This window comes from Leeuwenhoekiella sp. A16, assembly GCF_047946675.1.
In the GTDB taxonomy this organism is placed as follows: Bacteria; Bacteroidota; Bacteroidia; order Flavobacteriales; family Flavobacteriaceae; genus Leeuwenhoekiella.
The window spans coordinates 1373892-1400672 of sequence record NZ_CP172313.1; the positions used below are offsets into that span (position 1 = coordinate 1373892).

At 40.1% G+C, this 26781-nt stretch carries 24 protein-coding genes; 18 read left to right on the forward strand and 6 right to left on the reverse strand.

From position 1 onward, the window contains the following. Positions 1 to 3: 3 nt before the first annotated feature. The 3 genes from ACH3O9_RS05825 to ACH3O9_RS05835 are packed head-to-tail and all read left to right on the forward strand — an operon-like array spanning position 4 to position 3963. Positions 4 to 798 carry an alpha/beta hydrolase-fold protein gene (locus ACH3O9_RS05825; RefSeq protein ID WP_416445211.1) on the forward strand — a complete coding sequence of 265 codons (795 nt, stop codon included), beginning with the start codon at positions 4 to 6 and terminating at the stop codon, positions 796 to 798. Then, entirely contained in the window at positions 791 to 3058 is a 2268-nt protein-coding gene (bglX, locus tag ACH3O9_RS05830; protein ID WP_416445213.1) for a beta-glucosidase BglX, read from the forward strand. Before ACH3O9_RS05825 ends, bglX begins: the two co-directional genes overlap by 8 nt. A gap of 8 nt (positions 3059 to 3066) precedes the next feature. Further along, the gene (locus ACH3O9_RS05835) at positions 3067 to 3963 is read left to right on the forward strand and encodes an alpha/beta hydrolase (RefSeq protein ID WP_416445215.1); all 897 of its coding nucleotides are present in this window, start codon (positions 3067 to 3069) and stop codon (positions 3961 to 3963) included. Positions 3964 to 4038: 75 nt separating this feature from the next. Here ACH3O9_RS05835 and ACH3O9_RS05840 read toward each other — a convergent pair whose 3' ends face one another. Then, positions 4039 to 4866, reverse strand: a complete 828-nt coding sequence (locus ACH3O9_RS05840; protein ID WP_416445217.1) for a DUF6252 family protein — start codon at positions 4864 to 4866, stop codon at positions 4039 to 4041. A 128-nt stretch (positions 4867 to 4994) separates the two neighbouring features. On the opposite strand from ACH3O9_RS05840, the gene ACH3O9_RS05845 reads away from it, so the two are divergent. The 14 genes from ACH3O9_RS05845 (at position 4995) to ACH3O9_RS05910 (ending at position 21678) form a co-directional block, all read left to right on the forward strand. Beyond that, a complete protein-coding gene (locus tag ACH3O9_RS05845) occupies positions 4995 to 5537 on the forward strand; it encodes a 30S ribosomal protein S16 (protein WP_416445219.1) in 543 nt (180 codons plus the stop codon). A gap of 11 nt (positions 5538 to 5548) precedes the next feature. Then, positions 5549 to 6073: a ribosome maturation factor RimM gene (gene rimM / locus ACH3O9_RS05850; protein WP_416445221.1), complete on the forward strand. Its 525-nt coding sequence runs from the start codon at positions 5549 to 5551 to the stop codon at positions 6071 to 6073. A 384-nt stretch (positions 6074 to 6457) separates the two neighbouring features. Next, on the forward strand, positions 6458 to 8977 hold the full coding sequence (locus ACH3O9_RS05855; RefSeq protein WP_416445223.1) for a glycoside hydrolase family 9 protein: 2520 nt from the start codon (positions 6458 to 6460) through the stop codon (positions 8975 to 8977). A gap of 543 nt (positions 8978 to 9520) precedes the next feature. Continuing rightward, positions 9521 to 10402 carry a YDG/SRA domain-containing protein gene (locus tag ACH3O9_RS05860; RefSeq protein WP_416445225.1) on the forward strand — a complete coding sequence of 294 codons (882 nt, stop codon included), beginning with the start codon at positions 9521 to 9523 and terminating at the stop codon, positions 10400 to 10402. Between the two features lie 10 nt (positions 10403 to 10412). Then, positions 10413 to 11669 (forward strand): amidohydrolase family protein, encoded by a 1257-nt coding sequence (locus ACH3O9_RS05865; protein WP_416445227.1) that lies wholly within the window; start codon positions 10413 to 10415, stop codon positions 11667 to 11669. Positions 11670 to 11871: 202 nt separating this feature from the next. After that, the gene (locus tag ACH3O9_RS05870) at positions 11872 to 14439 is read left to right on the forward strand and encodes a M1 family aminopeptidase (protein WP_416445229.1); all 2568 of its coding nucleotides are present in this window, start codon (positions 11872 to 11874) and stop codon (positions 14437 to 14439) included. Between the two features lies 1 nt (position 14440). Beyond that, a complete protein-coding gene (locus tag ACH3O9_RS05875) occupies positions 14441 to 15139 on the forward strand; it encodes a DsbA family protein (protein ID WP_416445231.1) in 699 nt (232 codons plus the stop codon). A 4-nt stretch (positions 15140 to 15143) separates the two neighbouring features. Continuing rightward, positions 15144 to 15857 (forward strand): tRNA1(Val) (adenine(37)-N6)-methyltransferase, encoded by a 714-nt coding sequence (locus ACH3O9_RS05880; RefSeq protein WP_416445233.1) that lies wholly within the window; start codon positions 15144 to 15146, stop codon positions 15855 to 15857. A gap of 135 nt (positions 15858 to 15992) precedes the next feature. Beyond that, positions 15993 to 16238 carry a type II toxin-antitoxin system ParD family antitoxin gene (locus ACH3O9_RS05885; protein ID WP_416445235.1) on the forward strand — a complete coding sequence of 82 codons (246 nt, stop codon included), beginning with the start codon at positions 15993 to 15995 and terminating at the stop codon, positions 16236 to 16238. Beyond that, positions 16231 to 16530: a type II toxin-antitoxin system RelE/ParE family toxin gene (locus ACH3O9_RS05890; RefSeq protein WP_416445236.1), complete on the forward strand. Its 300-nt coding sequence runs from the start codon at positions 16231 to 16233 to the stop codon at positions 16528 to 16530. The genes ACH3O9_RS05885 and ACH3O9_RS05890 overlap by 8 nt, the downstream gene beginning before the upstream one ends. 52 nt (positions 16531 to 16582) lie before the next feature. Beyond that, the gene (locus tag ACH3O9_RS05895; RefSeq protein ID WP_416445237.1) at positions 16583 to 17761 is read left to right on the forward strand and encodes an acyl-CoA dehydrogenase family protein; all 1179 of its coding nucleotides are present in this window, start codon (positions 16583 to 16585) and stop codon (positions 17759 to 17761) included. 83 nt (positions 17762 to 17844) lie between these two features. Continuing rightward, positions 17845 to 18621, forward strand: coding sequence for a DUF3050 domain-containing protein (locus ACH3O9_RS05900; RefSeq protein WP_416445239.1), 777 nt, complete (start codon positions 17845 to 17847; stop codon positions 18619 to 18621). Positions 18622 to 18663: 42 nt separating this feature from the next. Next, entirely contained in the window at positions 18664 to 19560 is an 897-nt protein-coding gene (locus ACH3O9_RS05905) for a metallophosphoesterase (RefSeq protein ID WP_416445240.1), read from the forward strand. After that, positions 19561 to 21678, forward strand: a complete 2118-nt coding sequence (locus ACH3O9_RS05910; protein ID WP_416445242.1) for a PQQ-binding-like beta-propeller repeat protein — start codon at positions 19561 to 19563, stop codon at positions 21676 to 21678. A 58-nt stretch (positions 21679 to 21736) separates the two neighbouring features. Here the strand turns inward: ACH3O9_RS05910 and ACH3O9_RS05915 are convergent, their stop codons facing one another. Then, the gene (locus ACH3O9_RS05915; RefSeq protein WP_416445243.1) at positions 21737 to 22234 is read right to left on the reverse strand and encodes a hypothetical protein; all 498 of its coding nucleotides are present in this window, start codon (positions 22232 to 22234) and stop codon (positions 21737 to 21739) included. 5 nt (positions 22235 to 22239) lie between these two features. Continuing rightward, complete coding sequence (locus ACH3O9_RS05920; protein WP_416445245.1) at positions 22240 to 23310, reverse strand: hypothetical protein; 1071 nt, start codon at positions 23308 to 23310, stop codon at positions 22240 to 22242. A 213-nt stretch (positions 23311 to 23523) separates the two neighbouring features. On the opposite strand from ACH3O9_RS05920, the gene ACH3O9_RS05925 reads away from it, so the two are divergent. Continuing rightward, positions 23524 to 24267 carry an SGNH/GDSL hydrolase family protein gene (locus ACH3O9_RS05925; protein ID WP_416445247.1) on the forward strand — a complete coding sequence of 248 codons (744 nt, stop codon included), beginning with the start codon at positions 23524 to 23526 and terminating at the stop codon, positions 24265 to 24267. Here the strand turns inward: ACH3O9_RS05925 and ACH3O9_RS05930 are convergent. The 3 genes from ACH3O9_RS05930 to ACH3O9_RS05940 form a co-directional block, all read right to left on the reverse strand. After that, a complete protein-coding gene (locus tag ACH3O9_RS05930; RefSeq protein WP_416445249.1) occupies positions 24264 to 24584 on the reverse strand; it encodes a 2Fe-2S iron-sulfur cluster-binding protein in 321 nt (106 codons plus the stop codon). The genes ACH3O9_RS05925 and ACH3O9_RS05930 overlap by 4 nt on opposite strands. 120 nt (positions 24585 to 24704) lie before the next feature. Continuing rightward, positions 24705 to 25610 carry a hydroxypyruvate isomerase family protein gene (locus ACH3O9_RS05935; protein ID WP_416445251.1) on the reverse strand — a complete coding sequence of 302 codons (906 nt, stop codon included), beginning with the start codon at positions 25608 to 25610 and terminating at the stop codon, positions 24705 to 24707. Between the two features lie 60 nt (positions 25611 to 25670). Continuing rightward, positions 25671 to 26672 (reverse strand): ThuA domain-containing protein, encoded by a 1002-nt coding sequence (locus ACH3O9_RS05940; protein WP_416445253.1) that lies wholly within the window; start codon positions 26670 to 26672, stop codon positions 25671 to 25673. Between the last annotated feature and the right edge of the window lie 109 nt (positions 26673 to 26781).

Below are 26781 nucleotides of genomic sequence, written 5' to 3' on the forward strand. Positions count from 1 at the left end.
GAGATGAGAAATAGAATTTTACTTGCTTTTTGTATTCTTTTTGCCTGGGTTATCAACGCTCAGGACAAAAGTGATTTTATTAAGGAAACATTCATTTCGCAAAGCGATACTTTAAATTACCGCATTCTTTATCCTGAAAATTTTTCAGAAACTGAAAGTTATCCATTGCTTTTGTTTTTGCATGGCGCAGGCGAAAGAGGTTCAGATAATGAAAGTCAGTTGACGCATGGAAGTTCGCAGTTTTTAGATTCGCTTAAGCGAAAAGAATTTCCAGCCGTTATAATTTTCCCACAATGCCCAAAAGACGATTACTGGGCAAATGTTAATGTAGATCGCTCTACAAAACCTCTAACGATCACTTTTAAAACAGACTCAGAACCCACAAAAGCCCTCCATTTAGTTGAAAAACTGCTTGATTCTATCAAAAATCAGCCTTTTATAGCCAAAAATCGGCTTTATGTGGGCGGATTATCAATGGGCGGAATGGGAACTTACGAGATGCTTTACCGCAACCCAAATACTTTTGCAGCCGCCTTTGCAATTTGCGGTGCAGCAGAGCCTGCAACTGTAAAAGCATATGCTAATACGCCGCTGTGGGTTTTTCACGGTGCACAGGATGATGTTGTAAATCCGCAATATTCTGTCAATATCGTAAATGCTTTGCTTAAAGCGGGAGCGCATCCTCGTTTCAATTTATACGACACCGCAAATCATAACAGCTGGGATTCAGCTTTCGCTGAACCTGATTTTCTTTCCTGGCTTTTTTCACATTCAAAAACCATCACATCAAATGAATAAATATTTCCTCATAACATTTCTGTCTTTAAGTTTAACCGCTTTAGCTCAACAGCAACAGCGCATTCCGCAGGTTGAAGAGCTTTTAGCGAAAATGACTCTGGATGAAAAAATTGGCCAACTTAATCTTGTAACTCCGGGAGGCGGAGTAGCTACCGGAGCGGTTGTAAGCGACAATGTGGAGGCAAAAATAAAAGCCGGAGAAGTGGGCGGGATGTTTGGTGTGGCAGGCCCCGATAAAATTAAAGTCGCACAAGATTTTGCCGTTAATGAAACCAGACTAAAAATACCACTCTTCTTTGGTTCTGATATTATTCATGGTTACAAGACAACTTTTCCTATTCCGTTAGGTCTTTCCAGCAGCTGGGATATGGATTTGATCAAGAGAACAGCGCAGATCGCTGCGGTAGAAGCAACAGCAGACGGTATAAACTGGAACTTCTCACCCATGGTAGATATTGCCCGCGACCCACGCTGGGGCAGAATCGCAGAAGGTGCGGGGGAAGATCCTTTCCTAGGTTCTGCAATTGCAAAAGCGATGGTTACTGGTTATCAGGGAGCAGATTTTACAACAGATACAACGATGATCGCCTGTGTGAAGCATTTTGCACTTTACGGTGCGGTAGAAGCAGGCCGTGATTACAACACCACAGATATGAGCCGGGTGCGCATGTTTAATGAGTATCTGCCGCCATACAAAGCCGCGATAGATGCAGGCGTTGCAAGTGTTATGAGTTCGTTTAACGATGTAGACGGCGTTCCTGCTTCCGGAAATAAGTGGTTATTAACCGATTTATTGCGAGAAAGATGGGGTTTTGACGGCTTTGTGGTTTCAGATTATACTTCTGTAAATGAGATGACAGCTCACGGTCTGGGCGACCTGCAAGCAGTTTCCGCTTTAGCTTTAAATGCCGGCCTTGATATGGATATGGTAGGCGAGGGTTTTCTTACCACACTTAAAAAATCTGTAGAAGAAGGCAAGGTGACTGAAGAAGCTATAACAGAGGCCTGCCGCCGCATTTTAGAAGCCAAATACAAACTGGGCCTTTTTGATGATCCTTATAAATATATAGACGCCAAGAGACCAGAGCAGGATATCCTAACACCAGAACACAGAGCGGTTGCCAGAAAAGCAGCAGCACATTCTTTCGTTTTATTAAAAAATGACAACAACACGCTTCCGTTAAGTAAAACAGCAAAAATCGCTCTTATTGGTCCCTTAGCAGATAACAAAAATAATATGTTAGGGACGTGGGCACCTACCGGCGACCCTCAATTGTCTGTCCCTATTCTTGAAGGTTTAAAAAATGTGGCTCCTAATGCCGAGATCATCTATTCTAAAGGAGCAAACATTACTAATGATTCCGCTCTTGCGAAAAAAATAAACGTTTTTGGTATGCGTGCAGATATTGACAAACGCTCGCCAGAAGAAATGCTTAAAGAAGCGCTAAAAACTGCATATAACGCAGATATTATAGTTGCAGTTGTGGGCGAAGCTACAGAAATGAGCGGCGAAGCAGCAAGCAGAACAGATATCACAATACCAGAAAGCCAGAAAGTATTAATACGCGAATTAGTAAAGACAGGAAAACCTGTTGTACTCGTTCTAATGAGCGGCAGACCTCTGGTTATAGAAGAAGAATTTAGCCTGCCGGTAAGCATTTTACAGGTATGGCACCCGGGTGTAGAAGCAGGTAATGCCGTAGCAGATGTTTTATTTGGTGAATATAATCCTTCGGGAAAGCTGACTGCGACGTGGCCTAGAAATGTGGGGCAGATCCCCATATATCACAGTGTCAAGAACACGGGCCGGCCTGCACCTACTCCGGCGTTTGAGAAGTTTAAATCTAACTATCTCGACGTGCCTAACTCACCACTTTTACCTTTTGGTTTTGGGTTAAGCTACACTACTTTTGAATATTCTGATCTTAAAATCGACAAAAAGGAAATCGCTCAGGGCGAAAGCGTCACCGTTAACGTAACAGTAAAAAACACCGGTGATTATGATGGTGAGGAAGTGGTTCAATTGTACCTACACGATGTTGTAAGAAGTATAACGCCACCATTGCGCCAGCTTAAAGGCTTTAAAAAAGTGTTTATAAAGAAGGGAGAAAGCAAAACAGTGACAATAACTTTAAGTCCAGATGATCTCAAATTTTATGATAGTTCGCTGGATTTTGTGGCAGAACCAGGCGATTTTGAGGTGTTTGTAGGAGGTAATTCTAACGCAGAATTAAAAGCAGATTTCCATTTAAATCCTTAAATTTAAACATGATAAAACGCCAGCTTACCTTACTGTTCTTTTTTATTTCCTTATCAGTTTTTTCTCAGGAATTATACAAAGGTCAGGTCTATGATGAGATCACAAAATCTGTTCATACCTATTCTGACACCTTAAAACTTGATTTTTACACGGCTAAAGAAGCCGTTGAAAACACAGATCGCCCTTTGCTGATTTTAGTTCATGGCGGCGGATTTACAGGAGGAAAGCGCGATAATCCGCTCGAGTCTGAATTCTGTAAGACAATGGCAACAAAAGGTTACGCGGTAGCATCAATAAGTTACTCGCTTACGCGAAAAGGTACAGCAACAGGTTTCGGCTGTAATTGCCCTGCAGATGAAAAAATCTCTACTTTTAAAGAAACAACTTCAGATATTTTAAAGGCGATAGATTACCTAAAGATAGCAGGTGATTTTAATTTTGCTCATGATAAAATAGTTTTAGTAGGAAGCAGCGCAGGAGCAGAAGGTGTTTTAAACACAGCTTATCTGGCAAACTATCCCGGTTTTAAAGATCTGCCCACGATGTCTATAGCAGCCGTAGTTTCATTTTCTGGAGCTGTTATGGATGCTCGCTATATCACACCACAAAATGCTGTGCCCGCTTTCTTAGTTCACGGTGAGAAAGACAAATTAGTTCCTTATGCCACCGCAGCACATCATTATTGTGACCCGACTGATTCAGGATATCTTTTTCTTGATGGCTCCAGCACAATTATAAAAAAGCTTAAAGATCTTAATGCCTCTTATTATTTCTTATCAGATCCAGAAGGCACACACGATTGGGCCGGTCTGGGTTTTAGATATACAGATGCTATCGCCGGTTTTATCTTTGATGTTGTCGTAAATGGCGGGAAAGTTCAGTTTAATGAAGAAGTTTCTCAATAGTTGCTTTCGCGAAAGCTTGAAAAATGGAAGAAAACGTTTAAAAATCAGATAGAATAAACTTGTTTTAGGAATTATTTAGTTCTTATAATTAAACCCAAAAACACCTTCGGTCACTTCTACATTACCTTTATTCATTGCCGAAAATGAAAATGTGCCGCCCACAGAACCTTCATCTACATTATGCGAAGTTATCTCTAATTGACCGGTTTGAATAAAAGAGGGAGAACCATTTGACATATAAGATGCGCGATAGAGCTCCTGGGTGTTCGTATCGGCTAGTGCATAAATACCTTTTTCAATATCTTCTGGAAAAATGAGTTTGATAACAATACTAGATGTGCTTCCGTAACCAGAGATATCATTATTTATGACTGTTGCCCCTACTGCCTGAGTTTTAAATTCTACTGTGTTTATTTTACAGTTAAATTGAGTGGAAACCACAGGATCTGCCGGCTCATATGTTATCGCATTTGTTATAGGAACCTGATAAAAAACTCCTTTTGTAAAAACAACTTCTGTAGAATCTGTATATGAATTTGCCCTAAATCTAAAACTACCTGTAAAAGTACTGTCTGCAATACGACTCACCACAATCTCGCCCTCACCACCTTCTAGCGTACTAAACCATTTACCATCTGCATTATAATATTCTGCACTGCTGTTCTCATCATCACCTACTAAAAATGTTCCTTCTGAATAATTACTTACATTTAAAATAAGCACCTCATTGTCTTTATTTCCCATTAATTGCACCCTGTTTTGATCTTTCAATTCTGCGTGGCTTACCTTTGCCCTATAAAGAACAGAGTCACGCACTCCCTGCATTGCCGGGGAATTGATCTCAACATCATCAGAGCACGCAACACTCATTAACACAAATAACAGGAGGAGGATTTTTTTCATAAGGGAGTGTTAAAATGCTAAAATACAGTTTACCCTGATAAAAACTACTTAACACCCAGAAATTTATATTATCTTTGCGCCCTCAAATAAATTATAACCGGGGTCGGGAACCCCAAAAATTAATTTTTATGCCTGTAAAGATAAGATTACAAAGACACGGTAAAAAAGGTAAGCCTTTTTACTGGGTAGTAGCGGCTGATACCCGTTCTAAAAGAGATGGTAAATTTCTGGAAAAACTAGGTACTTACAATCCTAATTCTAATCCTGCTATCATCGATCTAGATGTAGATGCAGCTGTAGATTGGTTACAAAAAGGTGCTCAACCTACAGAAACAGCTAAAAGATTACTTTCTTACAAAGGTGCATTACTTAAAAATCACCTTGCTGGTGGTGTGCGTAAAGGTGCCCTTACTGAAGAGCAAATGGAAGAAAAATTCAATGCTTGGTTAGAAGAAAAATCTGGAAAAGTAGATTCTAAAAAAGAAAATCTTTCTAAAGCTCAGGAAAAAGCAAAAGCTGAAGCTCTTGCTGCTGAAAAGGCAGTAAACGACGCTCGTATAGCTGCTGCACAACCTGAAGAAGCTCCTGCTGAAGACGCATCTGTTGAAGAACCAGCTGCTGAAACTGAAGAAGCTCCTGCTGCAGAAGAAGAGAAAAAAGACGAAGCTTAATTTAAATCACGATGCGCAAAGAAGATTGTTTCTATCTGGGCAAAATCGTGAGAAAATTTAGCTTTAAGGGCGAGTTACTGGCTAAGCTGGAAACTGACGAACCCGAAGAGTACGAAGAAATGGAATCAGTGTTTGTCAATTTTAATGACAATCTGGTTCCATTTTTTATTGAATCCTGCCAACTGCACAAATCAACTCTACTGCGTATTAACTTTGAAGATGTAGATACAGAAGAAGACGCCGATGACCTTATTGGGGCAGAGCTTTACCTTCCGCTTGACATGTTGCCTAAACTAAGCGGCAATCAATTTTACTACCATCAGATCACGGGTTACACTGTAAAAGATGTGAATTATGGTACGGTAGGCACTATTAAAAGCGTAAATGATAATACGGCACAGGCGCTTTTCGTTATAGAGAATAAAGATAAAGAAGTGCTAATTCCCATCAATGATGAGTTTATAGAAGAAGTAAATCATGACAAAAAACTCATTCTCCTCAATACGCCGGAAGGTCTTATAGATATTTATCTGTAGTCCCTACGACCAGCCAATTCTGATTAACTTATTGCTTCCTAAAATAGCTCTTATAGTTATAAAATCAGGTTCAACACCTGGTTAAAACTGCTGTTCACAATCACAAAAATAATATCCGAAAGATTTCGCGAAAGAGTGAAGATAACAGATTGATAAAAATCTAAAAGATTTTCTCAAATGAAATTCACAAAATAATTTACAGCTTACGCAAACGTTATATTAAGATTTTTTGTAAGTTTAGCAGTAGTGTTATGCTATTAATATCCTGCACGATATAAATAGCCAGTTAAACCATCATCGTATGAAAACAGGTTTGATATTGCATCGTGAGATGCCGGTATTTCACCTGTTTTTTTATGCTGCCAACTAAACCCATGTACCGTTATGATTAGAACCTTTACTCCACTTGTCTTCCCTTCTTTTCTTGTGCGAAAACTAAAATCGGCCTTATTTTACTTGATTTTTGCCATTTTTGGGCAGCTTTTGCACGCACAGCAGACAGATCTTACACTTAACGCGGGTGAGTATTTTGAAGCTCCGGGCGTTAATGTCATGGCTTTTAGCAATTGGTACAACGGTCTTTTTAGCGATTCTAAAATTAGCGGTATCGAGGTAATTCATCATGGTGTGCGCACCGTTACTAATGGTGATGTGCGCCTTAATGCCACCCCGGCGCAATGGGACCCAATTCCCACTTTTGTAGACAGAAAAGTAGATAAAGCTAATAACCGCATAGACACTTACGAGAAATATCCCGATTATAATTTTGAATATATGATTCGCGCTGAGGCGAAAGGCGATGCTGTTGTTTTAAGTGTGCATTTTGATAAACCGCTCCCTGCAGCTTTAGCTGGTAAGGCAGGCTTCAACCTGGAGTTCATTCCGTCATCGTATTGGGACAAATCTTACTATATGGATGATACAGCAGGAACATTTCCGCTTTATCCTAGCAGCGATATGGTAAAAGATGAAACCGGATTTTTAGCTCCAAAACCTTTCGCCATAGGGCATAAACTGGTAGCTGCTCCCGGTGATCCTAAAAATATGATAACCGTAACTTCAGCAGATGCAGAAATACTTTTACATGACGGTCGCGATGTGGCGCAAAACGGGTGGTTTGTTCTCCGCAGTTTACTGCCAGAAGGTAAAACCGGAAAAGTATTAGAATGGGAACTGAAACCTAACGCCATCCCAAACTGGATACGAAAACCGGTAATCGCACACTCGCAAGTGGGTTATCACCCCGCGCAGCAAAAAGTAGCGGTTATAGAACTTGATAAGAATGACGTTTCGCAGGAAAAAGCCACGCTTTATATGCTGTCAAAATCGGGTGAAAAAGTCGAAAAACTGGCTCTACAGCCTAAAAAATGGGGACAATACACACGTTATAATTACTTAGAATTTGACTTTTCAAGTGTAAAAGAAGAAGGGATTTATGAGCTGAGCTACGGCGATGTCACCACCGCTCCTTTTCGCATAGCGAAAGATGTATATGAGAAAGCCTGGTATCCTACAAATGATGTCTACTTCCCGGTACAGATGGACCACATGTTTGTAAATGAAGCGTATCGTGTATGGCACGGCACTTCTCACATGGATGATGCTTTGCAGGCGCCTGTAGATCATGAGCATTTTGATCTGTACGCACAAGGCCCTACAACTGATACTCCTTACCAACCGGGCGAAAATATTCCCGGTCTCAATGTAGGCGGCTGGTACGATGCAGGTGATTTTGATATTAGGACACAAACACAGTATTACGTCGTCACAAATCTTGTGCACGCCTATGAAGATTTTAACCCGCAGCGCGATGAGACCACAGTAGATTATCCTTCTAAATATGTAGACATTCACAGTCCTGATGGCAAGCCAGACTTGTTACAGCAGATCGAGCACGGCACACTGGCATTAATTGCACAACATCGCGCCGTGGGTCATGCGATTCCCGGGATTATCGTTCCTGATATTTCGCAATACACACATTTAGGCGACGGACTCACAATGACAGATAACCTGATTTACAATAAAGATATGGGCGAACTGGAAGCCGATGGTTTCCGCAGCGGCAAATTTGATGATCGCTGGGCGTTTACCAGTAAATCAACGCCGCTCAATTATGGTTCTATCGCTGCACTTGCTGCCGCCAGCCGGGTTTTAAAAGGCTACAATGATGAGCTGGCAAAAGAGTGCCTGGATACAGCGGTTAAAGTCTGGGCAGATGAACATGCAAAAGAGCCAGATCTTTTTCACCATGGTAATACTACCGGCGGTTCTCTGGAAGATGAAGAACTAAAAGCAGCGGTAGAATTATTACGAACTACAAAAGATAAAAAATATGCTACCCGCTTAAGCGAAATGTGGCCTGTTATAGATAAGAATTTTGCTGCTCATGCCGGGCAGGCCGTAGAAGCTATGCCATACATGCCTACAGATTTTAAGCAGAAATTAGAAGCCCGCACAAAAATCTACCAGAAAGAGCTTGATGCTCATTATAAAGAAAATCCATTTGGTGTACCTATAGGTCGAGGTGGCTGGGCTGGTAATGGGCAGGTGATTGGTTTTGCAATGACAAATTACGTGCTGCATAAAGCTTTCCCTCAGCTTATTGATAAGGAATATGTTTTTAAAGGTTTAAATTATATCTACGGTACACACCCAGATTCTGATATTTCTTTTGTTTCTGCCGTGGGTACAAAATCTAAGAAAGTTGGTTATGGTAATAACCGCGCAGATTTCTCTTATATCGCAGGCGGCATTGTTCCAGGCGTCCTGATTTTAGCACCAGATTTCCCGGAAAACAAGGAAGATTGGCCGTTTTTATGGGGCGAAAATGAATATGTGATCAGCGTAGGTTCCAGTTATATTTATCTGGTAAATGCAGTTCAGGATTTACTGAAGGAGTAGATTTTCTTTAGAGAAATAGAATGCGAACTTAAACAATACCGCAAGGGTCAATTCGAGCGCAATCGAGAATCTTCATATTGAGTGAATCTTGCCTGCGCTCGATTGGGGTTCTTTGATTTTACACAAATTTTATGTAACAAACCCTAAGCCTCACACACCTATATTTTGAGCAAATACGCTTAAAATATGGACGGTAGTTTAGGACATTTTAAAGCAACCTTAGCGAGACGAAAAGAACGTTAGGAAAAAAATCGCTCAAGATTTGATGATGGTAAAAACTCATCTGCAAAAAGTTTTAAAACCGAATACGATATTCCAAAAGCTTCTGAAAAAGAGCTGGAAAAAGTAAAACTCACTTTCAAAGTAAAAAGAGAAAGCAAGCTTATTAAAGAAATGATTATTTTAGGTGTTGTTATTATAGCTGGTGTTGTGTTTGCCGTTTGGTTTGCATAATTAGTTTCTTTGTTTACCTTTCTCTTCTTGTTCCCTGAAACTATATAATGTAATTTTCTGACTTATTACAAGCAATTAGCTTCTAAGTAAATGGCAGAACGTGTTTTTGGTGAAATTGATGGATTTCCAGAGGGGTCAGTCTTTACGACCAGATTAGACCTTTCTTTTAGCAAAGTTCACAGACCATTACAAGCCGGTATTAGTGGTAGTCAAAACGAAGGTGCTGACTCTATAGTTGTATCAGGAGGCTATGTAGATGATGAGGATTATGGCGACGTAATAATTTACACAGGTCATGGTGGCAGAGATATTAGCAGTGGGAAACAAGTTGCTGACCAAGTGTTGGTCAGGGGAAATAAAGCCTTAGCTCTTAATTGTCTATCCGGATTACCGGTTAGAGTAATTAGAGGAAGACATACTTCATCAATATTTGCCCCAGATGAAGGCTACAGGTATGATGGTCTTTTTCAAGTTGAAGAATATTGGAAAGAAATAGGAACGAATGGTTTTAATATTTGGAGATTTCGGTTAAGAAAAATATCGCCAGAAATAAAACTACAAAGTCAAATTCTACAAGAAGATCCTGAAGAATATAAATCAACAAAAAGGATTGAAACAAATATTCAAAGGATTGTAAGAGATACCAAACTGAGTAAGGAGATAAAAAATCTTTATCAAAATTCTTGTCAAATTTGCAACATCACATTAGAAACTAGCTCAGGTCCATACTCAGAAGCTGCCCATATAAAACCTTTAGGCGTTCCCCACAATGGACCCGACTCCTTAAGTAACTTACTTTGCTTGTGTCCAAATCACCATGTTATGTTCGACTTTGGTGGTTTTTCTATTTTAGAAAATTTTGAATTAGTTGGTATAGCTGGAGAACTTACGGTAAATTCCAAGCACAAAATCAATCCAGAATTTCTTAAATACCATTTTGACCATTTTTATGATGAAAAAAATAGGTTCTAATACGAAACCGATGAGATTAATTTACACCTTCCTCCTTCTCCTTTTCTCCTGTACAATCTTTGGTCAAAATATCATGCTTTCGGCAGATCGCCTTTTTGATGGTACAGCAATGCATAACAATTATGCGGTGCTCGTAAAAGACAATATGATAACTGAAGTCGGCCCCACAAAAAACCTGCAAAGCAAAGCAGATTCTATTATCAACTTTGGCGACAGCACGCTTATGCCGGGAATGATAGAAGGACATTCGCATGTTTTGCTCTATCCTTACGATCAAACCGACTGGAATGATCAGGTGCTTAAAGAATCCCGCAGCCTGCGCGCGATACGAGGCGCAAAAATGGCCGAAAAGAATCTTATGGCCGGTTTTACCACCATTCGTGATCTGGGCACAGAGGGTGCTGCTTATGCAGATGCCGCTATAAAACAAAGTATTGAGCTGGGTATAAATCCGGGTCCGCGTATGTTGATTGCCGGGCGTGCGATCGTGGCTTCGGGAAGTTACGGTCCTAAAGGCTACAATCCCGATATGGATGTTATTTTAGGCGCACAACCCGCAGACGGTGATGATGTGATACGCGTTACCCGGGAGCAGATAGGCCACGGCGCAGATGTGGTAAAAGTATATGCAGATTACCGCTGGGGACCTAACAAAACTGCCATGCCAACCTTTTCTGTTGACGAACTTACAATGATCGTAGAGACCGCAAAAAGCAGTGGTCGCGATGTGGCTGCTCATTCTTCTACCGCAGAAGGTATGCGCCGTGCGACGCTGGCCGGCGTGCGCACGATAGAGCACGGCACAGATGCTACAGACGAAGTGCTGCAATTAATGAAAGAACACAATGTTGCCCTTTGCCCCACGCTGGCTGCGACTTATGCCATAACAACCTACAAAGGCTGGAATGACAAAACACAACCCGAACCTGAGCCCATTTTAAAATCACGCGAATTCTTTAAAAAAGTGCTCAAAAGCGGGGTGAAAGTGGTTGCCGGTGGTGATGTGGGTGTTTTCGCTCATGGCGAAAATGCACGCGAACTTGTTCTCATGTCTCAATACGGAATGCCAAATCTCGATGTCTTAAAAAGCGTGACCAGCGGTAATGCCGAAGTTTTTAGGCTTAATGATCTGGGCCAACTAAAAGCAGGTTTTCTGGCAGACATTATCGCGGTAAAAGGAAATCCCGAAACCGAAATCAAAGATTTGTTCAACGTTGATTTTGTGATGAAAGATGGCGTTATTTATAAAAGTGAAAATTCAAATTGAATCTAATCTCGTTCTTCATGCTGAACTGTCACACTGAGCTTGTCGAAGTGCTGTTTCAGCATCGCCTCTTAATCTGCTGATTAGCGAGTATCTTGTGAGACCCTGAATCAAGTTCAGGGTGACGCAGACTCAGATATTTTACGGAAATTCGAATAAAATAATTTATGTTTTGACTTCTTACTTCTCCCCTAACCCATTCCGCATGAAAAACTTTTTTACGCTATCTCTTTTAGTTTCAGTTTTTATAATTTCCTGCACAGAGCATAAGGAACAACCCAATCTTTTAGAAAAAGGAATTTCAGAAAACCTCGCTATTTACCGCAAAAATCAGGTAGATAGTGTCATTTATCGACTTGATTTTAAAATTCCGCTAAAGCAGGTAGATTCTATTCCCGCGCATCTTGATTTAAGTTTAACTATCAGCGATCTCGATCAGCCGCTTTATCTTGATTTCAATGAAAATTCAGATCATCTGCTTAATCTAAAAGTAAACGGTGAAAAAGTTACAATTGATCACCGGGAAGAACATTTGATTATCGCTCCGGAGTACTTAAAAATCGGTCAAAATGATATAAAAATCGACTTTCTTGCTGGCGAATTATCGCTTAACCGAAATCCTGATTTTCTCTATACGTTACTGGTTCCCGATCGTGCCAGCACTCTTTTCCCTTGTTTTGATCAGCCTAACATAAAAGCAAATTATATTCTGAATATCACTGCGCCTAAACAATGGAAAGTTATCGCCGGTGCGCCGGAAGAAAAAGTGGTTGAAAACGGTAATTTCACAGAACATCAATTCAAAAAAAGCGACAAAATGAGCACCTATTTGTTCTCTTTTGTCGCCGGGGATTTTCAGGAAGCCACCAGTAAAAATGAAGATATCCCCATGCACATGTTGTATCGGGAGACAGATCCTGAAAAGATAAAATACAGCGTAGATACTATTTTTGACCTACACCAGCAGTCGATTGATTTTCTGGAAGAATATACAGGTCATCCTTTCCCTTTTCAGAAACTGGATTTTGCTGCGATTCCTATTTTTCAGTATGGCGGGATGGAACATGTGGGTGCGATTCAATACCGTGAATCTTCACTTTTTCTGGATCACACCGCCACCGAGAGTCAAAAACTGGGCCGCGGCAAACTTATCGCGCATGAGACTTCGCACATGTGGTTTGGCGATCTGGTAACCATGCAGTGGTTTAATGATGTGTGGATGAAAGAGGTTTTTGCCAATTTTATGGCAGACAAAATTGCAAATCCGGCGTTTCCTAATATTAACCATGACTTGCTTTTTGTACTCAATCACTATCCCAGCGCTTACAGAGAAGACCGTACACGCGGTACAAATCCCATACGTCAGGATCTGGAAAATTTAAAAGATGCGGGTTCGCTTTATGGCAATATTATTTACAACAAAGCGCCCATTATGATGCGGCAGCTCGAACTTGCGGTAGGCAAAGATAAATTTCGCGAAGGCACACAAGAATACATAAAAACCTATGCGCATGACAATGCGGTGTGGAATGACCTGGTAGAAATTCTAGATGCAAAAACGCCCATTGATATGAAAAAATGGAGCGATGTTTGGGTGAACCAAAGCGGAAGACCCGTTTTTTCTGATCAAATTGAATATGAAAATAACACCATTTCCTCTTTTGAAATTGTACAACAAGCCGAAGATGGTTCCGACAAAATCTGGCCGCAGACCTTTAAAATCGGTGTAATTTATGCAGATTCTACCCAAGTTCTGACTGTAAATAGCAACAGCGAAAAAACAAAACTTGATGCCGCTAAAGGTTTACCAAAACCAAAAAGCATCATTTACAACTACGATGGTATGGGCTACGGCGTTTTTCCGCTTGAAGAAAATACGCTGATGCAAATTCCAGAAATTGAAGATGATGTGGCTAGGGCATACAGCTATATCAATAGTTATGAGAAAACTTTGAATGCTGGAATTGCTCCGCTAGCCGATTTTAAGATGCTTGAAGAAGGTTTACAAAGTGAAAAGAACGAATTTTTAATCAACCTGATTTCCGGGGAAACCCGAAGTATGTTCTGGCAATTCCTAAGCGAAAATGAGCGCAGCGAACAACAAAAAGGGCTTGAAGATTTGTTGTACAATCAATTGCAAAGCAGCCTGAAACCGAATGTAAAAAAGACGATTTTTAACTTATTCAGCTCAATTGCTTACTCTGAAGAAGGAAAAGAAAGACTCTATGAAATCTGGAAAAAAGACACTAAAATAGCTGATTTAAGGCTCAATGAGGACGATTTTACAGCAATGGCAATGAACCTTGCAGTTTATCAACATCCCAAAACCGACCAGATCTTAAAGCAAACTGAAGATTCTATCTCAAATCCTGATAAAAAGAAACGGTTTCAATTTTTACTTCCGGCTTTGTCTAATGATGAAAATGTAAGAGATGAATTTTTTGATTCTTTTAAAGATGAGAAAAACAGAGAGAAAGAATCGTGGGTTTTATCTGCCGCTAATCTTATCAATCATCCGCTAAGGCAAAAAACCGCGATCAAACATTTACAGCTTTCGCTTGATCTTGTAGAAGAAATTCAGCGTACGGGAGATATTTTCTTTCCTAAGGCTTGGTTAAATAGTACGATAGGCAATTATTCAGGCAAAGAAGCGTATGATATTCTACAAAACTTTCTAAATTCACATCCCGATTTTAGTCCGATCTTGAAAAAGAAGTTATTACAGTCAACAGATGATCTGTACCGGGCACAAATGACCATGATAGAAAAATAAAATGATGAAAAATATAAAATTTGCATTGACGCTATTCCTTTTCGCCCTGAGCTTTTTAGGAAATGCACAAACCGAAGAACCTCAACTTATTTATGTGATGGACCCGCAATGCAGCTGGTGCTACAGTAACAGTGGCAATATTGAGGAGATCGAAAATGCGCTTGAAGGCAAGATGGATATTAAGTTGCAGGTTGGCGGCATGTGGCTGGGTGATGATGCTCCACAGGGTGGCGCTTCTTACTTTGAGTTTGTAAACGGGCATTTTCCCGGGATGCTTGGTAAAACCGGCGCTTACGTTTCACCTGCTTACTATGATCTTGCGGCAGATACTTCATACTCGTTTAGCAGCCTTGAACCTTGTGCGGCGATCGTGGCGATAGACAATTTATATCCTGCTAAGACCATCACTTTTGCTAAAGGTGTAGAAAGAGCATTGTTTGCTGAGGGCAAGCGTCTGGACAAAAAAGAGACTTATCTCGAGGTGCTTAAAATGATGCATTTGCCAACTGCAGATTTTGAAAAAACTTGGCTAAGCGATGAAAACCTTGCTGAAACAAGAGCAGAATTTGCTTCTTCAAAAATCGCAAAAACCTTCCCTTCTCTTTTATTGAAAACTGGTAATAAAGTTGAAGTTTTAGGAACTGGATTTTTCACAAAAGAGCAAATATTACCAAAAATTGAAGCGGCTATCGCACAATAGTTAAATGTCTAAACCTTTTCGCTTTAAGCAATTTACCGTCGAGCAGGATCGCTGCGCCATGAAAATAGGTACAGACGGCGTTCTGCTGGGCGCATGGGCAATGCTTGATAAGTATCCTGATTCTATTCTGGATATTGGTACCGGCACCGGAATTATTGCACTCATGCTTGCACAGCGCAGCGATGCCGAAACCATAGACGCGCTTGAGCTTGATGAAGACGCTTATGAGCAGGCAGTTTCTAATTTTGAAAATTCAGATTGGGGTGATCGCTTGTTTTGCTACCATGCACATCTGTATGAATTTGCCACAGAAATTGAGGAATCTTACGATCTGATAACTTGCAATCCGCCATTTTTTAATGAGGATCAAAAAACAGAATCAGAAGCCAGAAATCAGGCCAGATTTGACGATTCTATGCCTTTTGAGCTGATAATTGGTGCGGTGCATAAATTACTAGCTGATGAAGGTGTTTTCTGTGTTGTGCTTCCGCGAAAGCGTGAAGAAGAATTCACCTTTTTAGCCGAAAAAGCCGGTTTATTTCCACTAAAAATCACACGCGTAAAAGGTACTCCGGCAAGTGAGGAAAAGCGCTCATTAATGGCTTTTTCATTTCAAAATACAACGCCAGAAACAAGTGAGCTCATTATCGAAAACTCCCGCCATAACTACACAGGAGATTATATCGCTTTAGTTAAGGATTTTTATGTGAAGATGTAAACGTCACCCTTTTCCTGAAAGACCTGCAAGGTTTAGCAACCTTGTAGGTCTGCCGAACATATTCTAATTTAATTAATCGTAAGCTATATATTGCATTACCAAGTTTTGGTATATTTGATTAAACACATAGTCAAAATGGGAAAGAACACATCAATATCACTGGGAAGTCATTTTGAGGAATTCATCAATGACGAGGTGAAATCTGGCAGATATACTTCTGTAAGCGAGGTGATACGTGCTGCACTACGAATGCTAGAACATGAAGAAAAAAAAGAAAGAGAGCTGATTAAAGCTCTTAAAGTGGGGGAACAGAGCGGATTTGCAGATGATTTTGATCCTAAACAAAATTTAGCTGAATTGCACAGCAAACACTTTGAGTGATAAAACGTATCGCATAAGTAAACAAGCGATTGACGACTTAAACGAAATATGGATTTATACATTTCATAAGTGGTCTAAAGATCAAGCTGATAGATATTACGACTTAATAATTGGTGAGATTGAATTTATAGCGGAAAATTATCTAATAGGCAAATCTGCTGAACAAACCCGAAAAAACTATCGTGTCACCAAAATCAAATCACATCTCATTTTCTATAGAAAAGTTGAAAATGATAATGTGGAAATCGTTAGGATTCTAAATCAAAGAATGGATATTAAAAAACGACTATAATAAGAATACTTTAAGCTATCATTCTCCTTAAATTTACTACAAATCATTTTACATGAAGCCAGATCTTTTTGAAGCTCCCGACTATTACAATATTGATGACCTGCTCACAGAAGAACACAAACTTGTGCGCAGTGCAGCGCGAGAATGGGTAAAGCGGGAAGTGTCGCCAATAATTGAGGAAGCCGCTCAAAAAGCTGAATTCCCGAAACAAATTATTAGCGGTCTGGCAGAAATTGGTGCTTTTGGCCCATACATTCCGGAGGAATATGGCGGCGCTGGGCTGGATCAGATTTCCTACGGACTCATAATGCAGGAGATAGAACGTGGTGATTCTGGCGTACGTTCTACTGCATCTGTGCAATCTTCGCTCGTCATGTATCCTATCTGGAAATACGGTAATGAAGAACAACGAAAAAAATATCTGCCTAAACTGGCCAGTGGTAAATTTATGGGATGTTTTGGTCTAACAGAACCTGATCACGGTTCTAACCCTTCCGGGATGACCACAAACTTTAAAGATCAAGGTGATCACTATTTGCTCAATGGCGCTAAAATGTGGATATCTAATGCGCCTTTTGCAGATATCGCTGTGGTTTGGGCGAAAGATGAAAATGATCGTATTCATGGTCTGATAGTAGAACGCGGAATGGAAGGTTTCTCAACTCCTGAAACTCATAATAAATGGTCGTTGCGCGCCAGTGCAACCGGTGAACTTATTTTTGACAATGTAAAAGTGCCTAAAGAAAATCTATTACCGAATAAATCAGGTTTGGGCGCCCCGCTGGGTTGTCTGGACTCCGCTCGTTTTGGTATCGCATGGGGCGCAATTGGCGCAGCGATGGATTGCTACGACACCGCTTTGCGATATTCTAAAGAAAGAATGCAGTTTGGCCAGCCCATTGGTTCCTTTCAGCTTCAGCAAAAAAAACTAGCCGAAATGATCACTGAAATTACCAAGGCTCAATTACTCGCCTGGCGCTTGGGCACTTTACGTAATGAAGGCAAAGCCACCTCGCCACAAATCTCTATGGCAAAACGCAATAACGTTGATATGGCCATAAAAATCGCCCGCGAAGCACGCCAGATTTTGGGCGCAATGGGAATCACGGGAGAATACAGCATCATGCGCCACATGATGAATCTTGAAAGCGTGATTACCTATGAGGGTACGCATGATATTCACCTGCTTATTACCGGTTTAGACATTACCGGCCTCAATGCATTTAAATAATACTGGTATGAAGATAATTAAGGGCGATATCTTTTAATTTGTTGTCATCCTTTTATAATTTTGCGCCTTAATGCTGAAGACCTATGATTGAAGACGTAAAAAAAGCTATTTTACCGTATCAGGAACAACTGCTTGATCACCCTTTATATTCCTCTTTAAAAACGCCTAAAGACTTGCAGCGTTTTATGGAGCATCATGTATTTGCGGTATGGGATTTTATGTCGCTTTTAAAATCATTGCAAACCAGTCTTACACAAACCAGAACTCCGTGGTATCCTTTGGGAAATCCGGAGGTTCGTTATCTCATCAACGAGATCGTACTTGCCGAAGAAACTGACATCAATCTTGACGGAAAACGCCAGAGTCATTTTGAAATGTATCTGGACGCGATGAAGAAAGCAGGTGCTTCTACACAGCATATCAATTCATTTCTTGAACACATAATTCATGGGACAGATATTTTTCTGGTTATTGCCGTGAGCGAACTACCAAAAAGTGTGAAGAAATTTTTACGCTTTACGTTTGAAGTGATTACTGAAGGTAAACCGCATAAAATTGCCGCTGCTTTTACCTTTGGTCGTGAAGACTTGATTCCGGGTATGTTTACGCAGATAATTGGCAATATTCAGCAGAATTTTCCTAAAAAAGATCTTACTCTTTTTAAATATTATTTTGATCGCCACATAGAACTTGATGGTGATGAGCACGGCCCAATGGCGTTACAAATGGTTTCAGAATTGTGTGGCGACGATGCTAAAAAATGGCAGGAAATTGAAGAAGTTTCTATTAAAGCTCTGCAAAAACGCATTCAGTTATGGAACGGAATCGAGCTAGAAATCAGGGAAAATGTCGCCGTATAAATTTTAAGGCCATATTTGTATCTTTAACTCAAAAGATACTAGATGTCGTCAACTGCTCGTTTTGACAGAGCTTATAAAAATGCAAAGGTAATCCCGTTTACTGATGCTGATAAGATTATCCTCTTTAGCGATTGCCATCGTGGCGACAACAGCGGTTCTGATGATTTTGCAAATAACCGCAACATCTACTACCACGCCTTAAAACAATACTACAAAGCAAATTTTATATACTGCGAACTTGGTGATGGCGATGAACTTTGGGAAAACCTGTCGTTTAAAACTATACACCAGTCTCACCAGAATATTTATGATCTCATGCAACTTTTCTATTCAGAAAACAGGCTGCACCTCATCTGGGGAAACCATGATATGGTTTATCGCAATGAGAACTACGTAAAAAACACACTCTATACTTTTTTTGATCACAAAACCGGCAAAGATCAACCGCTGTTTCCAGGCATTAAAATCAACGAAGCCATAATTCTAAAACATGCCGAAACCGGGCAGGAACTTTTTCTCTGTCATGGTCATCAAGCCGACTGGATGAATTATGTAGGCTGGCGCATTAATCGGTTTATGGTACGCGTGCTTTGGCGACCGCTTAATCTTGCAGGAATTTCAGATCCTACCAGTCCGGCAAAAAACTACACCGAACTTATTAAAGTAGAGCGTCGCACCAAAAAATGGATCATAAATAATAAAAACCGTTTTACTATAACCGGGCACACGCACAGGCCACGTTTTCCCGAGCCTGGTGATATCGCTTATTTTAATGATGGTAGCTGTGTGCACCCAAGAAGCATAACAGGACTTGAAATAGAAGATGGAAAAATCTCGCTTATAAAATGGCAAATCGCCACTACAGATGATGGCGTGCTAAAAATTGTGCGAGTACTTCTTGAAGGCCCTCAAAAACTAATTGATTATAAAACAGATTAAATGAAAATCCGCTCTTTTTTACCGATTTTAAGTGTCTTAATACTGATTTCCTGTAACGATGAACCGAAAAAACCTGACACTGTAAACTGGTCACAATATCTGGGCGGAAGCGACAGAAATCACTTTTCAAAAATAGATCAGATAACTGCGGACAATGTGCAGAATCTTGAGATTGCGTGGATCTATAAAGCACCAGATAGCGGGCAAATGCAGATGAATCCGCTAATGGTAAATGGCAAGGTTTACGGCGTTACTTCGGCAGTTCAAATTTTCGCGCTTGACGCGGAAACAGGAAAAGAGATCTGGCGTTATGGCGATCCATTACGAGCATGGCACAGTACAAGCCGCGGAGTAAGTTATTGGGAAAGTGAAGACGGAAAAGACAAGCGAATTCTGGGAACAATTGGAGCCAATTTATATGCCCTAAACGCCGATAATGGCCAGCTTATACCCGATTTTGGCGATAACGGCGCGGTAGATCTGCATACTGGTTTGCCCGAAAGTGCCAAAGATAAATTCATCATTTCAAACACGCCGGGAACGATTTTTAAAAACCTCATTATCATGCCTGTGCGCCTATCTGAAGGTGCAGATGCTGCGCCGGGTGATATTCGTGCTTTTAATGTGATCACCGGGAAACTGGAATGGACTTTTCATACGATTCCACATCCGGGAGAAGCAGGTTATGAAACCTGGGAGAATACCGAAGCGTATAAAAATGAAGGCGTAGGCGCAGTCAATAATTGGGCGGGAATGGCTGTTGACACAGATCGTGAGATTATTTTTGTTCCCACAGGTTCTGCCGCTCCCGATTTTTACGGCGCTAAAAGAAAAGGCAGCGGTCTGTACGCAAATAGTCTTCTTGCGCTCGATGCTAATACCGGTAAATTAATTTGGCATTACCAATTTGTGCACCACGATATTTGGGATCGGGATCTGCCTGCACCGCCTAATCTTATTGAGGTAGAACGAGACGGCAAGAAGATCGCTGCTGTAGCGCAGATCACAAAACAGGGCTATGTTTTCGTTTTTAACAGAGAAACCGGCGAACCACTTTTTGATATTGAAGAAGTAGAAGTTCCTGCTTCTAACCTTCCCGGGGAAGAAGCCTGGCCTACACAGCCGCTGCCCGTAAAGCCATTGCCTTTTGCCAGACAGGCTAAAGATTTAACCGAATATGATATTAGTCCGTTTGCTGAAAACAAAGAAGAATTGCTGAAAATATTAAACGCTCACGATAAACGTATGTTTGCTCCGCCGGGACTTGATCCTGTTTTGCTATTGCCCGGTTATGATGGCGGTGCCGAATGGGGCGGTGCCGGAGCAGATCCTGAAAATGGAATTCTATATATAAATTCTAACGAAATGGCATGGACGCTTCAGCTTGAAGAAACCAAAGCTGAAGATATCATGGGAGAATCTCCGGGAGAATCTCTTTACAATATCAACTGTGCTTCCTGCCATCAAAAAGATCGCAAAGGCCTGCCTGCAAGTAATTATCCTTCTTTACAAAATATTCATCAACGATTGACCAAAGAAGCTGCACTTAGCACTATTTCTAATGGAAAAGGAATGATGCCCGGATTTACCTTTTTGAAAGATGATGAAAAAGATGCGTTGGTGTCTTTCCTATTTGGTGAGGAGAAAAAAGAAGTTGCGAGTACGCTGATAGATACAGCTAATATTCCGCCGTATAGCCACACAGGCTACCATAAATTTTTAGACAGTAATGGTCTACCGGGTATCACTCCGCCGTGGGGGACTTTAAATGCGCTCGATTTAAATACCGGTGATTATCTATGGAAAATCCCCTTGGGAAGCGTAAAATCACTTGTTGACAAGGGAATTCCCGAAACGGGAACAGAAAATTATGGCGGACCAATAATCACCGAAAATGGTTTACTGATGATCGCTGCTACAAAAGATGGATTTTTCAGGATTTTTGATCGAAATACCGGCAAATTACTGTGGAAAACTAAATTGCCCGCCGCTTCTTTCGCAACACCTTCAACGTATATGATTAATGGCAAGCAATATATTGTCCTGGCTTGTGGCGGTGAAAAGTTAGGAACAGAAAAAGGAAATGAAATTGTGGCTTATGCGTTGCCTGAAAATTAAGCTTTCAAGTAAGTTCCTGCACAAGAAAGTGAATTTCTAACCTTGTGCAGGAAGCTATTTAATTTGAAATTTCCCTAATAAGACTTGCTACATCAATGCCTCCTATTCTCTCTTTGCCTCTAAAAAATTCGAGATTGGTGATTTTATTAGATTTTGGGAGAGGAATAAAGATTCTTCCTTCTTTTAAATTAGAAAGATGTGTTTCACCTTCGTCACAAGATCTTAACAATAGAGGATCCTGCATTTTTAAGTTAGCAATGACCTCTTGTTGCCCACCTAGTAGTCGTATATTGAAATCACCTGTTGAATAAGGCATTTTACCTGCAACTTCTTTAATAGTTGCATTATCATTTACTATTTGGCCCTCTTTTACAGTAAGTTCAAGTACGTAAATACCATTTTGGTTTTTTGAAAAATAGTCAGGTGTGTATGGTGAAGTATTTTTTTCTACACGAGCTCTTACTTCATCATCTGTTTCGGTTTTTTCCTGAGCAGTCGCTACAATACCTAAAAGTAACAAGATCAGAATTGTGATTAATCTATAAAGTGTTTTCATAATATTCAGTTTATAGCGTTATCTAACATTGCATAATTAATTCTGTACTGACCGGGGCAATCATAGGAAGTATGAGTTAATCCTGTCGTGATCATTTGACAATTAGAAACACATAAATGATACCAACTATCAGAACCTATCTGTGCAGCATCTGCCGCTGTCTTGCAGCTGCCATAATCTGATGCTGCAGCCTGCGCAGCCGCAAGACTGGGCCAGGTATTAGGATAAGGATCTGTTTGAAAATGAGATCCACCTCCATATTCGTCTGCCAGATCAAAAAGTCCGTGACCCGATTCATGCAGTATTGTACCCCGGTTTTGCATTTCTGAGGAATATAATCCTCCTGACGCATAATCGCGCAGGTTATTTTGATGCATTAAAACTCTTCCTTCGGCAAAACTTAAATTCGCATTATTAGAAGGTACCTGATGTGTTCCCGCTGTAGAAATCTGATCATAATCTGTTGCAGTCCCCCGTTGAGGGTTTATGTAAAAATTATATTGCCTGCGCCAAAATCTGCTTTTAGGTTCATCAAAGAATGATTCACTTATCATGCGCCTGGAGTGATCATAAAAATCGTTGATATTGCTAATATCTGTATCTGGTATAAATACCACATCAAAAACATCATCAGGATCACCCTGAACATAGACAGGTGCCGGCATGTTTGCAACAGGATAAGGTCTTGTGGCGTATGAAACCACAAACGATTTAGTTTGCTCAGGAGTGTTAACCCTCCATCTATAAGTGACAAGTTTGTTATTCCCATTACCGCTACTTTTAGTAAAATTAAGGTCGCCTCCGGGATTTGTCCAGCTTTGCAATAAATTTTCAGTACCGGTAGAAGTTATGGTTCCGCTACTGTTAATTGTGCTTACAGTTTCATATAATTCAGCAGAATTTATATTCCCTGAAGAAACTCGCTCAAGTGTATAAGTTACAGCCTCGCTACCTGAGGGATAAACAGGACTGTGCAACGCAAGAGTGACAGGATCTTTTTCGCATGACGACAAAGCCGCTGCGATACAAACGATTAATAAGGGTTTTCTTAATAAGTCATAATTTAATGTTTTCATGATTATTTAAATTAGTTAAAATACTTTAGATATATAACCAAATTTAATGTGCTGAAAATCAGAAATCAACCTAAACAAACCCTATTATAAAGGTGATAAACCCATATTTCACAAGGTCTAATAAGAAGTGGAAAACAGGAATTATCTCTTTATATAAACCTCTTGAAAATATTATTTGCAAAACTAAAGCTAATCAAAAAGCGTATATAAGTTATGAAATTTGTGAACAAGCATCTCAATACTATCAAAACAATAATGATCACTTTACTTACTTTTTCAGCATGTAGTAGTGGTGATAGTTTTGACCTACAAAATGCATCTCTTTCCGGGTCAATAAATCAGGACGAGAGAACCCTCAATTATCTGGCATTGGGCGATAGTTATACAATTGGCCAAAGTGTGTGTAATGAGTGTAGTTTTCCCCTACAATTAGAAAAAGCCTTTAATACATCTAATGATTCTGTTCTTCAAACTAAAATAATTGCGACCACAGGCTGGCGCACAGATGAACTTATACATGCTATTGAAGAAGATAATCCCGATGATAATTATGATCTGGTGACACTATTGATTGGTGTAAACAATCAGTATCAAAACCGTCCATTTAGTCAATATGAAAAAGAATTCCCTGAATTATTACAGACTGCAATCAGGCTGGCAGGCGGAGATAAAAATAATGTGATCGTGGTTTCTATTCCAGATTATGCTTTCACACCTTATGGTCAAAGCACCTCTGATCCTCAAAAAATATCTAACGAACTTGAAAATTACAACGCTTTCGCGAAAGCGACCACTGAAGCACAGGAAGTAACTTTTTTAAATATTACAGACATAACGCAGCGCGGCGTGCAAGAACCTGAATTGGTAGCCAGTGATGGCTTGCATCCTTCGGCTTTAGCCTATAAAGAGTTTGTTGAGCGATTCCTGCCTTTAGTAAAAGAGAAAGTTACAGATTAACTCTCTGGAGCTAATTTCACTTCAAGTCCGTTAAGATCTGGCGTGATAGGAATCTGGCAACCCAGACGGCTGTTCTCTTCTACATTAAAAGCTTCAGAAAGCATGGCTTCCTCATCATAGCCCATTTCGTTAAGCTTATGATCAGACAGCACGTAGCATTGGCAAGAAGCGCACATAGCCATACCGCCACAAGTACCTTCTACCGGAAGTTCGTACATCTTACAAATTTCCATAAGGTTAAGGTTCATATCTGTGGGAGCCTCGAGCGCGTGGGCTACTCCTTCTCTGTCTATAACGGTAATGGTGATATCTTGCATAACTTGTTGAATAGCCTTTGGCTTATTTAAGCTCGCAAATTTAAAGTATTTATAGGTTTTACTATTGTTAGAATGATCTAATTAGTAGATAATTGAAAAGATAATATCTATCTGGCAGATTTAAACATCACAGATATCCACGCCTTCTTTAAGAGCAGCGATCTTATCTGAATAAGTAGGCACAAATTCCTGGGCGACATAACCTTTAAAACCAGTATCTACGATCGCCTGCATTATAGCAGGATAATTAAGCTCCTGTGACTGATTGATCTCATTGCGCCCAGGCACACCGCCCGTATGATAATGCGCAAAATAGGGGTGATATTCTCTTATGGTAGCAATGATATCACCATCCATGATTTGCATGTGGTAGATGTCGTAAAGCAGTTTAAAATTATCTGAATTAAGGCGCTTACAAAGTTCTACTCCCCATTCTGTATGGTCACATTGATAATCTGGGTGATTAACTTTGCTGTTTAGCAGCTCCATAATGAGAACTACACCTTCTTTTTCGGCTTGGGCAACCAGTGGTTTTAAACCGGTCACACAATTGGTCAGACCTTCTTCTTCGCTGAGTTCCCTTCTGTTGCCACTAAAACAAATAACGTTTGGGATATCTTTCGCGGAAGCTTGAGAAATAAGTTTTGAATACTGTTCTTGCAATTTAGCGTGGTTTGCGGGGTCATTAAACCCATCTGTAATACTGGCAAATGTATCTGTAGCGACAGAGCATTTTAAACCATATTGCTCAACTACTTCCCATTCTTCTGGTCGTAATAGATCTACCGCGACCAAACCCAATTTTGCAGCATCAGGCGCAAATTTATCTAAGGGAATAGTATTGTAACACCAGTAACAAGCAGAATGATTGATGTTGCCTTTAAGACCGGGAGAATGCTCATTTTTAGTTAATGAAATATCTGCTTCCGGCTCCTTAAAACTTAACCCCGCAAGGCCAAAACCCACTGCAGATGTTCCTAAAGCCATATTCTTTAAAGCATTTCGTCTATTTACATTCTTACCCATTTCTCGATTTAATTTATTGCAATCTTAAAGGTAATGAATTTACGAGAAACGCATAGCTGTTTACTGCTTCAGTATTTTACTGCTTCCGCTTGTGATATCGGTTTGCCACCTGACAACGTATAATCCCCTAGGCCATGAAGAAGTGTCAAGATTGAGGTTTGAACTTGCTAACGTGGTTTTAAAGATATTCTGACCCAGCATATTAGAAACTGAGATTTCTGTATTCTTATTATCTGCAGGAATTTGAAATTGCAGATTATTCTGAAATGGATTAGGCAAAGCGAAAATCGGCATATTTTGACCGATTTCTGATACATTTAAGGTGATTTTTAGCACATACTTTATGCCTTCTTCAACATGTTTTATAAAAGTAGCATCATCTGTATAATCTGAAGCATTGTGACCCATAGCAGTATAAAATGACCTGCCGCCTTCGTATTCCTTATACCAGGAAATGGGGCGCGCCTCATCATAATCATTGTCACCCGTACGTTCTACTTCAAGTAAATTAATATTTTCAGGATAGATGTAACCGCCATTTATTTTCCAGTAATAATACTCTTCAACTTTTGTATAGCTGTCGCCCATAAAATCTACCGCGGGATGTGAATTAAGAACCGTCATTGTTGCCAGATGATCATTGCTGGTATGACTGGGACTTGTTTGTATTATTGCGCCTACCAGTTCGTTATAAAACGGCCAACTACCATCACGATAAGTATCTGTAGCAGAATGAATGCCAACATAACCGCCACCGTCATTGATAAAATTCTCAAAAGCTGCTTGTTGGTCTGCATTAAGCAAACCATCACCTGTTGTATTGCACCAGATCACTGCTGCATATTGAGCTAAATTTTCTGTAGTGAAAGCTGCCGGGTCTTCAGTATGATCTGTCTGCCAAAATCCGTTGTCGTTACCCAAATTGGTGATCATATCTACACCGGCTTCTATTGAAGAATGTCTAAAACCGTTAGTTTTTGTAAATACCAAAACCTTCTCCTGACCGCTACAAACGGAAATTATCAATGTACAGATAAATAAAACAAAAGTATTTTTAAACATGATGAAGTCTTAAAAATCAACACTTTAATTTACTAAAATCAGTATTAGCTAAATGTAAAATCTGGTTAAAATTTTGATAATCAGTCGTTTTTTACCTGTTTTCAACCGA

What these genes read in the sequence shown, in the direction of transcription:
- ACH3O9_RS05845 (WP_416445219.1), top strand. Translation starts at nt 4,995, where the DNA reads ATGCCTGTAAAGATAAGATTACAAAGACACGGTAAAAAAGGTAAGCCT.
- ACH3O9_RS05900 (WP_416445239.1), top strand. Translation starts at nt 17,845, where the DNA reads ATGATTGAAGACGTAAAAAAAGCTATTTTACCGTATCAGGAACAACTG.
- ACH3O9_RS05910 (WP_416445242.1), top strand. Translation starts at nt 19,561, where the DNA reads ATGAAAATCCGCTCTTTTTTACCGATTTTAAGTGTCTTAATACTGATT.
- ACH3O9_RS05860 (WP_416445225.1), top strand. Translation starts at nt 9,521, where the DNA reads ATGGCAGAACGTGTTTTTGGTGAAATTGATGGATTTCCAGAGGGGTCA.
- bglX (WP_416445213.1), top strand. Translation starts at nt 791, where the DNA reads ATGAATAAATATTTCCTCATAACATTTCTGTCTTTAAGTTTAACCGCT.
- ACH3O9_RS05925 (WP_416445247.1), top strand. Translation starts at nt 23,524, where the DNA reads ATGAAATTTGTGAACAAGCATCTCAATACTATCAAAACAATAATGATC.
- ACH3O9_RS05855 (WP_416445223.1), top strand. Translation starts at nt 6,458, where the DNA reads ATGATTAGAACCTTTACTCCACTTGTCTTCCCTTCTTTTCTTGTGCGA.
- ACH3O9_RS05825 (WP_416445211.1), top strand. Translation starts at nt 4, where the DNA reads ATGAGAAATAGAATTTTACTTGCTTTTTGTATTCTTTTTGCCTGGGTT.
- ACH3O9_RS05880 (WP_416445233.1), top strand. Translation starts at nt 15,144, where the DNA reads ATGTCTAAACCTTTTCGCTTTAAGCAATTTACCGTCGAGCAGGATCGC.
- ACH3O9_RS05835 (WP_416445215.1), top strand. Translation starts at nt 3,067, where the DNA reads ATGATAAAACGCCAGCTTACCTTACTGTTCTTTTTTATTTCCTTATCA.
- ACH3O9_RS05905 (WP_416445240.1), top strand. Translation starts at nt 18,664, where the DNA reads ATGTCGTCAACTGCTCGTTTTGACAGAGCTTATAAAAATGCAAAGGTA.
- ACH3O9_RS05895 (WP_416445237.1), top strand. Translation starts at nt 16,583, where the DNA reads ATGAAGCCAGATCTTTTTGAAGCTCCCGACTATTACAATATTGATGAC.
- ACH3O9_RS05885 (WP_416445235.1), top strand. Translation starts at nt 15,993, where the DNA reads ATGGGAAAGAACACATCAATATCACTGGGAAGTCATTTTGAGGAATTC.
- ACH3O9_RS05940 (WP_416445253.1), bottom strand. Translation starts at nt 26,672, where the DNA reads ATGTTTAAAAATACTTTTGTTTTATTTATCTGTACATTGATAATTTCC.
- ACH3O9_RS05870 (WP_416445229.1), top strand. Translation starts at nt 11,872, where the DNA reads ATGAAAAACTTTTTTACGCTATCTCTTTTAGTTTCAGTTTTTATAATT.
- ACH3O9_RS05930 (WP_416445249.1), bottom strand. Translation starts at nt 24,584, where the DNA reads ATGCAAGATATCACCATTACCGTTATAGACAGAGAAGGAGTAGCCCAC.
- ACH3O9_RS05875 (WP_416445231.1), top strand. Translation starts at nt 14,441, where the DNA reads ATGATGAAAAATATAAAATTTGCATTGACGCTATTCCTTTTCGCCCTG.
- ACH3O9_RS05935 (WP_416445251.1), bottom strand. Translation starts at nt 25,610, where the DNA reads ATGGGTAAGAATGTAAATAGACGAAATGCTTTAAAGAATATGGCTTTA.
- rimM (WP_416445221.1), top strand. Translation starts at nt 5,549, where the DNA reads ATGCGCAAAGAAGATTGTTTCTATCTGGGCAAAATCGTGAGAAAATTT.
- ACH3O9_RS05865 (WP_416445227.1), top strand. Translation starts at nt 10,413, where the DNA reads ATGAGATTAATTTACACCTTCCTCCTTCTCCTTTTCTCCTGTACAATC.
- ACH3O9_RS05840 (WP_416445217.1), bottom strand. Translation starts at nt 4,866, where the DNA reads ATGAAAAAAATCCTCCTCCTGTTATTTGTGTTAATGAGTGTTGCGTGC.
- ACH3O9_RS05915 (WP_416445243.1), bottom strand. Translation starts at nt 22,234, where the DNA reads ATGAAAACACTTTATAGATTAATCACAATTCTGATCTTGTTACTTTTA.
- ACH3O9_RS05920 (WP_416445245.1), bottom strand. Translation starts at nt 23,310, where the DNA reads ATGAAAACATTAAATTATGACTTATTAAGAAAACCCTTATTAATCGTT.